This window comes from Acidibrevibacterium sp., assembly GCF_049965395.1.
GTDB classification, from domain to species: domain Bacteria; phylum Pseudomonadota; class Alphaproteobacteria; order Acetobacterales; family Acetobacteraceae; genus Acidibrevibacterium; species Acidibrevibacterium fodinaquatile.
Window position 1 is genome coordinate 1 of sequence record NZ_JBMFWJ010000026.1, and the last position, 13,034, is coordinate 13,034.

At 67.0% G+C, this 13,034-nt stretch carries 12 protein-coding genes and 1 tRNA gene; 4 read left to right on the forward strand and 9 right to left on the reverse strand.

What is annotated here, in order from left to right:
- The first annotated feature begins 598 nt into the window (after window positions 1–598).
- Window positions 599–675 (forward strand) — tRNA-Pro (locus ACP5M5_RS09215).
- A 112-nt stretch (window positions 676–787) separates the two neighbouring features.
- Here ACP5M5_RS09215 and ACP5M5_RS09220 read toward each other — a convergent pair.
- From ACP5M5_RS09220 to ACP5M5_RS09255, 8 genes are all read right to left on the reverse strand, one after another.
- Window positions 788–1,510, reverse strand: a complete 723-nt coding sequence (locus ACP5M5_RS09220; RefSeq protein ID WP_427936834.1) for an LrgB family protein — start codon at window positions 1,508–1,510, stop codon at window positions 788–790.
- A gap of 1 nt (window position 1,511) precedes the next feature.
- Complete coding sequence (locus ACP5M5_RS09225; protein ID WP_427936835.1) at window positions 1,512–1,862, reverse strand: CidA/LrgA family protein; 351 nt, start codon at window positions 1,860–1,862, stop codon at window positions 1,512–1,514.
- A gap of 140 nt (window positions 1,863–2,002) precedes the next feature.
- Window positions 2,003–3,232 (reverse strand): argininosuccinate synthase, encoded by a 1,230-nt coding sequence (locus ACP5M5_RS09230; protein ID WP_427936836.1) that lies wholly within the window; start codon window positions 3,230–3,232, stop codon window positions 2,003–2,005.
- A gap of 219 nt (window positions 3,233–3,451) precedes the next feature.
- Complete coding sequence (locus ACP5M5_RS09235; RefSeq protein ID WP_427936837.1) at window positions 3,452–4,444, reverse strand: ketopantoate reductase family protein; 993 nt, start codon at window positions 4,442–4,444, stop codon at window positions 3,452–3,454.
- A complete protein-coding gene (locus ACP5M5_RS09240) occupies window positions 4,441–5,946 on the reverse strand; it encodes a Ppx/GppA family phosphatase (protein ID WP_427936838.1) in 1,506 nt (501 codons plus the stop codon). Before ACP5M5_RS09240 ends, ACP5M5_RS09235 begins: the two co-directional genes overlap by 4 nt.
- A 10-nt stretch (window positions 5,947–5,956) precedes the next feature.
- Window positions 5,957–8,170, reverse strand: a complete 2,214-nt coding sequence (locus tag ACP5M5_RS09245; RefSeq protein ID WP_427936839.1) for an RNA degradosome polyphosphate kinase — start codon at window positions 8,168–8,170, stop codon at window positions 5,957–5,959.
- Between the two features lie 58 nt (window positions 8,171–8,228).
- Window positions 8,229–8,894 carry a chromosomal replication initiator DnaA gene (locus ACP5M5_RS09250; RefSeq protein ID WP_427936840.1) on the reverse strand — a complete coding sequence of 222 codons (666 nt, stop codon included), beginning with the start codon at window positions 8,892–8,894 and terminating at the stop codon, window positions 8,229–8,231.
- A complete protein-coding gene (locus ACP5M5_RS09255; RefSeq protein WP_427936841.1) occupies window positions 8,894–10,018 on the reverse strand; it encodes an AI-2E family transporter in 1,125 nt (374 codons plus the stop codon). The genes ACP5M5_RS09250 and ACP5M5_RS09255 overlap by 1 nt, the downstream gene beginning before the upstream one ends.
- A gap of 101 nt (window positions 10,019–10,119) precedes the next feature.
- Between ACP5M5_RS09255 and purM the strand changes: the two genes are divergently transcribed.
- Genes purM through ACP5M5_RS09270 form a run of 3 tightly spaced genes read left to right on the forward strand, consistent with a single transcriptional unit; the run spans window position 10,120 to window position 12,017 of the window.
- Window positions 10,120–11,181: a phosphoribosylformylglycinamidine cyclo-ligase gene (gene purM, locus ACP5M5_RS09260; RefSeq protein ID WP_427936842.1), complete on the forward strand. Its 1,062-nt coding sequence runs from the start codon at window positions 10,120–10,122 to the stop codon at window positions 11,179–11,181.
- A complete protein-coding gene (gene purN / locus ACP5M5_RS09265; RefSeq protein ID WP_427936843.1) occupies window positions 11,178–11,828 on the forward strand; it encodes a phosphoribosylglycinamide formyltransferase in 651 nt (216 codons plus the stop codon). Before purM ends, purN begins: the two co-directional genes overlap by 4 nt.
- 36 nt (window positions 11,829–11,864) lie before the next feature.
- Entirely contained in the window at window positions 11,865–12,017 is a 153-nt protein-coding gene (locus ACP5M5_RS09270) for an aa3-type cytochrome c oxidase subunit IV (protein WP_427936844.1), read from the forward strand.
- Window positions 12,018–12,029: 12 nt separating this feature from the next.
- On the opposite strand, the gene ACP5M5_RS09275 is transcribed toward ACP5M5_RS09270, so the two are convergent.
- A complete protein-coding gene (locus ACP5M5_RS09275; protein ID WP_427936846.1) occupies window positions 12,030–13,034 on the reverse strand; it encodes an LLM class flavin-dependent oxidoreductase in 1,005 nt (334 codons plus the stop codon).

Here is a 13,034-nt window from a genome sequence, read left to right on the forward strand (position 1 = left end):
ATCACTTTCTCATCCTGATCGTCGCGCTTCTCATCCAGATTGTCGCGCTACAGCCTCCGACATATCGCTTGAATAGCGCGCCCGAATGACTTCATACTTCGCCCGATCGGCCTCCTTCCAAGGCATCGCGAATCTCCCAAAGTTGTCGCAAACCAAGGGAATCAAAGGCCGCGAGGCCGGTCAACCAATTTTAGGTCAGGCTCTCAGCCGCTCCAAAAACACCATCTTGCGTTTCCCCGCCCCTATTTCGGCATCGTGCGGATGGCGCCGTCAAGACGAATAGTTTCGCCGTTCAACATCAGGTTGGCGATGATGTGCATGGCCAGCGCCGCGAACTCCTCCGGCTGGCAGTGATCCCTCCCATGACATCGAATGCCACTCCCGATGCTATTTTGAGTTTGGAGATCGCGCCGAAGCTGGCTTCAAGGCCGGTATGATGCGGGCGATCCTCGTCCAAAACACATCCATCCAACACAAAAAGGCAGCGCGCGGTGCTTTTGCGCTATGCCGCCGCCGCGCTCCCTCGCTGTAAGAATCGCTGGTGGATCAGCCCCGCTTGCGGCCCTGCCGGCGCTTCGCTATAGCCTCGCCCCACGGTCGGAGTGTAGCTCAGCCTGGTAGAGCACTGTGTTCGGGACGCAGGGGCCGGAGGTTCGAATCCTCTCACTCCGACCAGTTTCGGCAGCCTGACCTTGGCGGCCGGGCGGTGTGGCTGTTCCTCCCATCCCGCCGCCCTGACGTCACTCCAATCGAATCGCGTTACCGCTCAGCGCAAAGCCCTCGTTCTTCAAGCCGGGCCGAGCCAGGCGGCGAGCGGGGGCACGATGATCGCGGTGAGGACACCGTTCAGCCCGATCGCAAGGCCGCCGAAGGCGCCGGCGGTTTCGGAGTGGAGGAGGATCTGCGCCGTCGCCAGACCGTGGCCGGCGGTGCCGGCGGCAAGACCCATCGCCCGCCAGTCGCTGATTCCCACGCGGCGCAGCAGCGGCATCGTGAGGATGCTGGCGATGAGCCCGGTGAGCAGGACGAAGACCGCGGCAAGCGAGGGTTGGCCGCCGATCTGTTCGGCGATGCCCATCGCGATCGGCGTGGTAACGCTTTTCGGGGCGAGTGACAGCACGACCAAACGCGGCGCGCCGAGGAGGCGCGCGATCAGGATCGCGCTGATGGCCGAGACCAGCGAGCCGGCGATCAGCGCCGGCAGGATGGCGCCGGCGGCGGCGCGGATGCGGCGGAGATTGGCGTACATCGGCACGGCGAGGGCGACCGTTGCCGGCCCGAGGAGAAAATGGACATATTGCGCGCCCTGGAAATAAGCGGCGTAGGGAACATGCGTTACTTCGAGCAGCACCGCGAGCAGCAAAATTGCGACCAGCACCGGATTGGCGAGGGGGTGAAAGCGCAGCCGCCGAGCGATCGCGGCGGCAAGCGTGTAGATCGTGAGTGTCGCCGTGAGGCCGAGTAGCGGCGAGGTCTGCAGATAAACCCAGAGATGAAAGAGATGCGGCATCTCACGCGTCCGGTCGCGCAAGGCGCTGCATCACCACGCCGGTAACGATCAGCCCGGCCATGGTCGAGCCGAACAAGGTCAGCACCACCGCGAGCCAGTTGGCGCCGAGCACATCGAGTTCGGTGATCACCCCAACCCCGGCCGGGACGAATAGCAGGCCGAGATGCGAAAGCAGGCCCTCGGCCGCGCGTTTGACCTCTGGCGCTGACTTGCCCGCTCGCCCGCCGAGCGCCAGACCCGCGAGCAGGATGAGCATCCCCAACACCGGCCCCGGCACCGGCAGGGCAAGTGCCCGCGTGAGGACTTCGCCGATGAACTGGCAGATCAACAAGACCGTCACCCCCTGCACCATCACGCCGCCTCCTCACGACAGCGCCGCAGGCACTGCCTCATGGATAAACGTTTTTTGGTCCTTTTTTCAAAAAAGAACTTTTTTCTCATCCTCGTCACTACCCCGGCGCGCCTACCACTCAGCGATCGCGCGTGTCGCACTTACAACGCCCCGCCGCGCCGTCCCGCCGCCGCGCCGAGGCGGAGACGCAACGCATTGAGCTTGATGAAGCCCTGCGCATCGGCTTGATTATAGGCGCCTTGGTCGTCCTCGAAGGTCACCATGCGCATCGAATAGAGGCTGTTTTCGCTCTCGCGGCCGATCACCGTCGCGTTGCCCTTGTAAAGCTTGAGCCGCACCCGCCCGCTCACCGATTTCTGGCTCTCATCGATCAGCGCCTGCAGCATTCGCCGCTCCGGGCTGAACCAAAAACCATTATAGATCAGCTCGGCATAACGCGGCATCACACTGTCCTTGAGATGCGCCGCTTCGCGGTCGAGCGTGATGCTTTCGATGCCGCGATGGGCGGCGAGCAGGATGGTGCCGCCGGGGGTTTCATAAACGCCGCGCGATTTCATGCCGACGAAGCGGTTCTCGACGAGATCGAGCCGGCCGATGCCGTTCGCCCGGCCGAGTTCATTGAGCCGGGTGAGAAGGGACGCCGGCGACAGCGCCTCGCCATCGATCGCGACCGGATCGCCGGCGACGAAATCGATGGTGATGATGGTCGCGCGGTCAGGTGCGTCTTCGGGGCTGATGGTCCGCTGATAGACGATCTCGTCCGGCTCGATCGCCGGGTCCTCGAGGATTTTCCCCTCGGACGAGGAGTGCAACAGGTTGGCATCGACCGAGAACGGGGCTTCGCCGCGCTTGTCCTTGGCAATCGGAATCTGATGCGCTTCGGCGAATTCGAGCAGCTTCGCCCGCGAGGTGAGCGACCATTCCCGCCACGGCGCGATCACCGTGACATCGGGTTTGAGGGCGTAATAAGCGAGTTCGAAGCGCACCTGATCGTTGCCTTTGCCGGTCGCGCCGTGGGCGACGGCGTCCGCCCCGACCGCCTCGGCGATTTCGATTTGGCGGGCTGCGATCAGCGGGCGGGCGATCGAGGTGCCGAGGAGATATTGCCCCTCATAGAGGGCATTGGCGCGGAACATCGGAAAAACATAGTCGCGGACGAAGGTTTCGCGGAGATCCTCGACGAAAATCTCCTTGACCCCGAACATCTCGGCCTTGCGGCGCGCCGGCGCCAATTCCTCACCCTGGCCGAGATCGGCGGTGAACGTCACCACCTCACAGCCATAGGTCTCCTGCAGCCAGCGCAGGATGACGCTGGTATCGAGCCCGCCGGAATAAGCCAGCACCACTTTTTTCACGCTCTTTGCCGCCATCTTCGCCTCCATGCGATCGTACCGCCGCCTCATAGCGGCAATGCGGCGCGCCGAGAACAAGGATGAATGTTCTTTTTTTGAAAAAAAGAACCAAAAAACTTTTCCCCGTGGGGCAGTGCCTACGGCACTGCCCGCGCCGAGGCATTGGCCGCTCCGAGAAACGGGAAAAAGTCTTTTTGCTTCTTTTTCTTCAGAAAAAGAAGAGTCTGGCTTTATATTTTACTCTAAAGCGCGCCGATAAAGCCCGGCCGCCTCGGCGCGGAGCCGCACCAGCGTCGCCAGCAGATCGAGAACTGGGGTTTGCACGCCGGCGAGGCGCGCGAGATCGAGCGGCGCCATCAGCAGCGCGTCAATCTCCATCGCTCGGCCAAGCTCGAGGTCTTGGAGGATGCTCGGCTTGTGGCTCATGCTGAGATATTGGCGTACCTGCGCCTCGGCATCGATCTCAACGGTGCAGCCGAGGGCGGCGGCGATCGCCTGGCCTTCGGCGAGGATCGCGCGCCCGGTCGCGGCGATCACCGGATCGGTGTAGAGATCACGGGGCGCAAGGCCGGTGAGCACGCTGAACGGGCCGGAAGTGAGGTTGAGGAGAAGCTTCGACCAAATCGCATCCCGGATCCGCGCCGTCACCTCGACCGCGAGGCCAGGCGAGGCGAGGAGAGCGGCAAGCGCTTCGATGCGCGGCGTGATCGCGCCGTCGGGCTCGCCGAGAATGAGGCGGCTCTGTCGGTTCTCTACCGCAACGAGGCCAGGGCGAAGCACGGTGCAGGCGGAATAGATCACGCCGCCGATCGCGCGCTCAGGCGCGATCGCCCGCGCGATCACGCCGCCGGGATCGACGCCAGAGAGCGCCGATCCCGCGCGTTCGCCAGCAATCCCGCGCAGAAAATACCACCACGGAATGCCGTTCATGGCGAAGACCACGGCGGTGTGCGGCCCGAGCAGTGGCGCGATCGCTTGGGCGGCGTCGGGGAGCGAGGGCGCCTTGACCGCCATCACCACGACATCCTGCGGCCCGAGGGCGGCGGGATCGCTCTCGGCGCGCACCCGCACCGTGAAGGTGCCGTCTTTCGCTTCCAAGGTCAGGCCGCCTTCGCGGATCGCAGCCAGGGTCGCGCCGCGTGCGACGACGCTGGTGTCCGCCCCGGCGCGTGCCAGCCGCACCGCGAGATGGCCGCCGATCGCGCCCGCTCCGAACACGCAGATTTTCATGTCACCTCTCCATCCCGGTTTTCCACCGCCGCGACCAAAGTGTGCGCTTCGGCGAGACGTTCGAGCCGGCGCAGCACGCTCTCGCCGGCAAACGTGCCGCTTGCTCGCGCGAGACGCAGCACCAGCCGCCTGCCCGAGACACTGAGCGCGGTCGCGGCCAGCAAATCGGGCGTGCCGGCCGAAAGCGTGTAAGCGAGACGGAGTGCCAAGCCCAGCCGCTCCGCCCGCGCCGCCGCCGCCGGGCTAAGCAGTTGCCGCGCCGGCAGCAGAAAGGGCGCGGCGCTGTCGGCCTCGTAGCGGATGGCGATGGCGAGCGCGAGATAGGCGCGGGCGTGATGGTCGATGCTGACGCCGGGTTGGCGGAGAATGCGGAGAAACGCCTGCTCTGACCGGTATTCCGGATGGTCGTGGCTACCGATGTCGGAAACCCAGCAGGCGGCGGCGCGGAGCAGCCGCTCGGGCGCGGTATCGTCGGCGAAAAGCGGCTCTGTCCAGGTGAATAACGCCGGCGGTAGGCCGGGATCCCGCCCGAAGCGGCGGCCTTGTTCGCGCGCGGCGGCGAGCAGCGGCTCTTCGGCGCGGATCTCTGGTGGCATCTGCGAGAGATACCAGCCCTCGCGCAGGCCATTGGCGCTGAACACGACGCGCGCCGCGCCGGTTGCGCGGAGCAAACGGCGAAGCACCACGGCGGCGAACGGCAGATCGTCGATCCGCCGGCGCGGAACCCCCGGCAGACGCTCCAAAACGCGCCGGCTCGCGCCACCGATCAGGGCGGCGAGATCGCGCGCCTCCTCGCGTCCGATCGCGTAATGATGCACGATGTTGAGCGGATAGCCGGTCTGCGCGATGTGGATGCGCGCCAGCGCCCGCCACGCGCCGCCGACGAGATAGAGATCGCGCCCGCCGGCCTCGGCGAGATCGGGGACGGTGGCGATATCGGTCTCGACGATGGCGCGCGCCCGCGCCGGCTCGCCCCCCGCGCGCTCGGCGAGCCGGATCACCCCGAGCTTCAGCGTCGTGGCCGGCCCCACCGCGCCCGCCCGCAGCGACACCAGTTCGAGCGAGCCGCCGCCGATATCGGCAAGCAAGCCGTCCGCATTGGGAATCCCGCAAAGTACCCCGGCGGCGGATAATGCCGCTTCCTCGGCGCCGGAAAGCACGCGGATCGGCACCTCGGGCAAACGGGCGCGGATGTCGTCCACAAACGCGCCCCCGTTTGTCGCATCGCGCACCGCGGCGGTCGCAAGAATTTCGAACGGCGTGGCGCCCATGGCGCGGGCAATCGCGTGATAGCGGCGCAGCACGAGCCGCGCCTGCGCCATGCCTTCCTCGTGCAAGGCCCCGCTCGCCTGCAGCCCGCGGCCGAGCCGGAGCACCGCCTTTTCATTGAAAATGGCGAGCGGGTTGCGCGCCCGGCCTTCGAACACCACGAGGCGGACGGAATTCGAGCCGAGATCGACCACCGCGAGGCGCGGCACGTCGACGGGAGGGGAAAACGGCATGCCGCCCGCCTCAATCCTCGGTCAGGCGTGGGGCGCGGCGGAGCGGCGCCATCGCGGCGCCGTGGAGTGCTGAGCCGCGTCCCGAAAGCGAGGGGTTGGTGGTGAAATAGTCATGCGCCGAGACCGGTTTTCGTCCCGGCGCCACTCGCCGCCAAGCGCCATCGGCGGCGAGTTCCCACGATTGCACCGAATCCTTGAGATTGATCACCATGATCTGGTCGAGCACCTGAGCATGCACGGTCGGGTTATGGATCGGCACCAGGGTTTCGACGCGCCAATCCATGTTGCGCTCCATCCAATCGGCGCTGCTGATATAGACCCGCGCCGCCGGGCTCGGGAGTTTGTGGCCATTGCCAAAGACGCAGATGCGGCTGTGTTCGAGAAACCGCCCGACGATCGATTTCACCCGGATATTGTCCGAAAGTCCCGCAACCCCCGGGCGCAGGCAGCAGATGCCGCGCACCACCGCCATCACCTTGACCCCCGCCTGCGACGCCGCATAGAGCGCATCGATCAGACGCTGATCGACGAGGGCGTTCATTTTGAGCCAGATCGCGGCCGGCCGTCCGGCGCGCGCGAAGCTGATCTCACGTTCGATCAGCTCGAGCAGAACCGGGCGCAGCGTCAGCGGGCTGAAAGCCAGCGCCTCCATCCGCGCCGGACGGGCATAGCCGGTGAGGTAGTTGAAGAGACGGGCGGCGTCGCGGGTCAGCGGCGGGTCACAGGTGAAAAACGAGAGATCGGTGTAAATGCGCGCCGTGATCGGGTGGTAATTGCCGGTGCCGAAATGGGCATAGGAACGCATCACATTGCCCTCGCGGCGCACGACGAGCGACAGCTTGGCATGGGTTTTCAGCTCGACGAAACCATAGACCACCTGCACGCCGGCCGCTTCCAGGGTGCGCGCCAAGCGGATATTGGCCTCCTCGTCGAAGCGGGCGCGGAGTTCGACCAGCGCCGTGACCGATTTCCCCGCCTCCGCCGCCTCGATCAGCGCCTTGACGATCGGGCTGTCGCGCGAGGTGCGATAAAGTGTCTGCTTGATCGCAACGACATGCGGATCGAGCGCCGCCTGGCGGAGAAACTGCACGACGACGTCGAAACTCTCGAACGGGTGATGGACGATGATGTCTTTCGCGCGGATGGCGGCGAAGCAATCGCCGCCGAAATCGCGGATGCGCTCGGGAAAGCGTGGCGCGACCGGCGGGAACAGAAGATCGGGGCGGTCCTCGGCGATGAGCTGGCGAAGATCGGCAAGCCCGAGCAGCCCGTCTTGCACCACCACCTCCTCGGCCGGCACGTCGAGTTCGTCGCTGACCAGGGCGCGGAGATCGTCGGGCATCCCGGCATTGACCGCGAGATGGATCGCAATGCCGCGCCGGCGACGCTTCAGCGCCGTCTCGTAGGAGCGCACCAGATCCTCGGCCTCTTCCTCGAACTCGACGTCGGTGTCGCGAATGACGCGAAAAAACCCGAGTCCCTCGACGCGATAGCCGGGGAATAGCCGGTCCATGAACAAAACCGTGATATCATCGAGCATCACGAAGCGGATCGCCTCGCCCGGCGCGGCCTGGGGCAGGCGAATGAAGCGCTCGATCTGCGCCGGCAGCGGGATCAGCGCGCGCATGCCATGCCCATCGGCCTCGCGCACGAGGCGAAGCGCCATCACCAGGCCCATATTGGGGATGAACGGAAACGGATGCGCGGGGTCGATCGCAAGCGGCGAGAGCACCGGGAAAATCCGTTCCATGAACCAGGTATCGAGCCAGCGCCGGTCCTCGACACTGAGCGCGCCCACAAGAGAGGCGGGATCGCTGAGCAGATCGAGCCCGACGCGGCTAAGGGCTGCGCGAAGATCGTGCCAGACACGCAATTGCTCGGCCATCACGCGCCCGGCAAGCGCCCTGATCTCGGCCAATTGCTGCGCCGGGGTGCGGCCATCGGGAGACGGGGTGACGATACCGGCGCGGGCCTGGCCGATCAGCCCCGCGACGCGGACGGAATAGAATTCATCGAGATTGGAGGCGCTGATCGAGAGAAACCGCACCCGTTCGAGCAGCGGGTGGTTGGGATTTTCCGCCTCTTCGACGACGCGAAGGTTGAAGTCGAGCCAGGAGAGTTCGCGGTTCAAGAACCGCTCCGGCCCAGGCGAGACCATCGGCGGCGTGGCCTCGAGCGTCTCTCTCTCGGCGGCAAGTGTGTCGGCGGGGCTGGTGTCCGGCATCGTTGGGCATGCTAGAGCACAAACGCCGGCGGGGAAAGCGGCGCAGGCGCCGCCCGGGCTAATCCTCCGCGATCTCGGCCGCGACCTCGGCGGCGAGGGCGCGGGTGATGCGCCCGCCGAGCGCCAGCGCCCGCCGGTCGAGCCGCGCCGCCGCCTCGCGCAGCGCCGCCGGGGTGCGCGGCAGGCGGGCCAGCAGAAAATCCTGCACCGCCGCGCTCACCCGCAATTGCCGCTCGGCGAACAGGCGGGCGAGCAGGGCGGCGAGCAAATCATCCTCGGCGGCGCCGATCATGACGGTGGTGACCGCGCGCAGCCGGCTCGCGAGATCGGGAAGCGCAACCCGCCAGCGCGCTGGCGGCGTGCGCCCGGCGAGCAGCAGGCGGACACCGCTTTCGCGGGCATGATTGAGGAGATGGAGGAGGGCGGCTTCATCGGCGCACGAATCGGCATCGTCGAGGGCGAGGCGTGGCCCCGAAAACACCGGCAGGCCACGGAGAAACGGCCCCGCCGCGACCTCGCCCGGGCCAGCCCAGAGTGTCAGAAGATGGGTCTTGCCGCAGCCCGCCGCCCCGACGAGTGCGAGCCGCCCGTCCGGCCAGCTCTCGGCGCGCGCGAGCCAGGCGCGCGCTTCGGCGTTGGAGGCGGCGGCGATGAAATCGTCGGCGCGATAATCGGGCGTGCGCGCGAACGGCAAAGCGAGCTGGCGCATATGGGTTGCCGTCATCAGGCGGCGGCGGGCGGCGGTGGATCACGATAGAGCGGGCTTGCGAGGTAGCGCCGGAGCCAAAACCGCGCGAGCACGCCGATCGTCGCCGTCACCGGCACCGCGAGCAGGATGCCAACGAAGCCGAACGCGGCACCGCCGGCAAAGAGGGCGAAAATCACCCAGACCGCCGGCAATTCCACCCGATCGCCGAGAAACCGCGGATAGATCACGTAGCCCTCCAGGGTCTGGCCGAGCAGGAACACCGCCGCGACCTTGGCGACGCCAAACCAGGTCGGAAATTGCGCGAGCGCGAGCCCAAGCGCGGTCAGCAGCCCGACGATCGAACCGACATAGGGAATGAACGACAGGATGCCGGAGGCGAGCCCGACGATCAGCCCGAGATCGAGCCCGGCGACGGTCAGCGTCACCGCATAATAAAGCGCGAGCACGGCGCAACAGAGCGCCTGGCCGCGCACCCAGGCCGAGAGGATGCGATTGACCTCGCGCGCCTGAGCGCGGATCAGCGCCTCATAGCGGCGCGGCAGCCAGTCATCGAGCTTGGCGATCACCCGCGGCCAGTCGCGCAGCAGGTAAAAGGAGACCACCGGCGTTACGATCAGCAGTGAAAGCGCATTGAAAATCGCGAAGCCGCCGCCGACCAGGCGGGAGGCGGTGGAGGCGAGGAAGGAGAGCATGTTGCCGGCTTGGCTGCCGACCAGCTCACGAAGCCGGGCATCGACGAAATCGGCGCCGAGGCGGGCTTGCAGTTTGGCCATCACCTGCATCGCCGACTCGCGCGCCATCGCGGCATAGGCCGGCAGCCGGGTGATCAGGAGGCCAAGCTGCGCCAAAATCAGCGGATAAAGCAGCAGCAGGAACAGGAAAATGGCGGCGAGCAGCAGCAGCACGAGAAGAAGCGCCGCCAAGCCGCGCGGCATGCCGGCACGCACCAGCCTTGATGCCAGCGGGTCGAGAAAATAGGCGACACCGGCGGCGGCGACGAAGGGCAGCAGGATGGTCGCGAAAAGCTGCAAGGCGAGCCATGCGACGATGACGATGGCGGCGAGCAGAATGAGCCGCTGGCGGCGTATCGTCGGCGAGTTGGCGGCGGCGGGCGGGAGCAATGCGGGTTGGTCTGCCATGCCCGGCAGTTTCGCCGATCGCGGCGTTGCGCGCCACTGCCGCGTGTGGTTCTCTCCGCCCGCGCATGCGGTGCCTTGAGCGACAATGAGCGGAGAGTGTGATGGCCAGCCTGACCTATCGCGCCGCCGGGGTGGATATCGCCGCCGGCGAGGCGCTGGTGGATGCGATCAAACCGGCGGCGGCGGCGACCAAGCGGGCTGGCGTGCTCGGCCGCCTCGGCGGTTTTGGCGCGCTGTTTGACCTCAAGGCGGCGGGCTTTCACGACCCTATTCTGGTCGCCAGCACCGATGGCGTCGGCACCAAGCTCACGCTCGCGATTGAGACTGGGCGACAGGATGGGATCGGCATCGACCTTGTTGCGATGTGCGTCAATGATCTCGTCGTCCAGGGCGCCGAGCCGCTGTTTTTTCTCGATTATTTCGCAACCGGCCGGCTCGAGACGAAGGCCGCCGCGCGCCTCATCGCCGGCATCGCGCGCGGCTGCACGGAGAGCGGCTGCGCCCTCGTCGGCGGTGAGACGGCGGAAATGCCGGGGCTTTACGCGCCGGGCGATTATGATCTCGCCGGCTTTGCGGTCGGCGCCGCCGAGCGCGGCCATTTGCTGCCGGAAGGTGTTGCGGTGGGGGATACGGTGATCGGCCTTGCGGCGAGCGGCGTCCATGCCAACGGCTTCTCGCTGGTGCGGCGGATCATTGCGGAAAGCGGCGCCCGGCTCGAGGCGCCGCCGCCCTTCGCTGCCGAGGCGGCGACGCTCGGCGAGGCGTTGCTCACCCCGACCCGGCTTTACGTCAAACCGGTTCTGGCGCTGCATCGCGCCGGCCTCCTCAAGGCGGCGGCGCATATCACCGGCGGCGGCTTACCCGGCAATCTGCCGCGGGTTCTCCCGGCCGGCACGGTTGCCGCGCTCGATGCCGGGGCGTGGTCGGTGCCCGCGGTATTCCGCTGGCTCGCCGCCGCGGGCTCGGTATCGACCGAGGAAATGCTGCGCGTGTTCAATTGCGGCATCGGCATGGCGCTCGTCGTCGCCGATGCCGCGGCGGCGCTCGAGCGGCTCGAAACCCTCGGCGAGGTCGCGCGCGTGATCGGCCGGATCAAAGCGGCGTCTGAGGCGACGGGGCCGGCCGCGCTCGCGATCGACCCGCCGCCCGACTGGCTCGCATGAGCGCGGCCAGGCGGCGTCGGGTCGGGGTGCTGATCAGCGGCCGCGGCTCCAACATGATGGCGCTGCTCACGGCGGCGCGGGCCGCGGATTACCCTGCCGACATCGCCGTCGTCCTCGCCAATCGCGAAGACGCCGCCGGCCTCGCGCTCGCTCGCGCCGAAGGGGTGCCGGCGCTCGCGGTGCCGAGCGCTCGGTTCGGGCGCGACCGCGCGGCGCACGAAGTCGCGCTCGCCGCCGAACTCGATCGCCATGAGGTCGAGCTGGTTTGTCTCGCTGGCTATCTCCGCTTGCTCACGCCGTGGTTCGTCGACCGCTATCGGGGGCGAATGCTGAACATCCACCCGAGCCTTTTGCCCGCTTTTCCCGGGCTCGATACCCATGCGCGGGCGCTTGCCGCCGGCGTCAAACTGCATGGCTGCAGCGTCCATCTGGTTTCAGAGGGGATGGATGAGGGGCCGATTTTGGCGCAAGGTGCGGTGCCGGTGCTGCCTGGTGACGACGAAGTGCTGCTCGCGGCGCGGGTGCTTGCCCTCGAACATCGGCTCTATCCGGCCGCACTCCGCGCCTTTCTCACCGCGGCGCCGCATCTGCCGGCGGCCGGCGCGGTGTTCTGCAACCCCTTGCCGACGCCGGGGCTCGCGCCTTAGAACGGGTGCCAAACCACATGACAATGAGGCACTGCTATGGCCACTTCCTCCTCCTCGGCGCCGACCGTCAGCGAAAGCGATTTTCTCGCCGATCGGCAGCGTTTTTGGTCCGGCTTCACCCATTTCACCGTCATTGTCGCGAGCGGCGTCGCGCTTTTGCTCATCCTGATGGCGATTTTCCTGCTCTGATCGCCACGCGTCTCACGCGATGAAGGCCTCGGCGAGCAGGGTGTAGGAAAGCCGCCGCGCGGCGGGCTCGGCGATGGTCGAGAGGACGACGATCTCGTCCACCGCGTGGCTTTCGGCGAGCGCGCGGATACGCGATGCCGTCTCGTCCCGTGTGCCATAGATCGCGCGCGCCTTGATTGCGGCGATATGGGCGCGTTCGGCGTCGCTATAGGGATAGGCGAGGGCTTCCTCGGGGGTTGGCAGCGGCGCGAAGACCCCGCGATCGCGCCCAAGCCGCCAGAGCGCGCGCGAGGCGAAGCCGTATTCGGCGGCCTCCGCGGTTTCAGCCGCGAATGCCCAGATGCCGAGTGCCGGGTGCGGCGCAGGATGGCGCGCACTCGGGCGATATCCGTCCCGGTAGATCGCTAGCGCGTCCTCGGTGCCGCGGCCATCGGTGATGAAATGGGCAAAGCAGAAGGGAAGGCCGAAATACGCCGCGACCTCGGCGCCGTAATTCGAGCTCCCGAGCACCCAAACCTCCGGCGCGCCGGGGCCGGCGGGCTGTGCCGTCACACTCCCGAAGGGATGGTTTTCGATCAGCGCCTCGCCCCTGACCCAGGCGAGGAGATCACGGAGTTGCGCTGGAAAATGATCGGCGGCGACGTCGGCGCGCGGGTTGAGGGCAAAAGCGGTGCGCCCGTCCGAGCCCGGCGCGCGCCCGACCCCGAGATCGATCCGCCCAGGCGCGATCGCTTCGAGCACGCGGAACTGCTCGGCGACCTTGAGCGCCGCATAGTGCGGCAGCATCACCCCGGCGCTGCCGACGCGAATGCGTTCGGTGGTCGCGGCGATGGCGGCGATCAGGATTTCCGGCGCGGTGCCGGCTTGGCTCGGGGAATTGTGATGCTCGGCCAGCCAATAGCGGGCGTAGCCGAGCGCCTCGCAATGCCGCGCGAGCGCCAGGGTTTCGGCAATCGCAGCAGCGGGCTCGCGCCCGGAAACCACCGTCGATTGATCGAGGACAGATAATTTTATCAT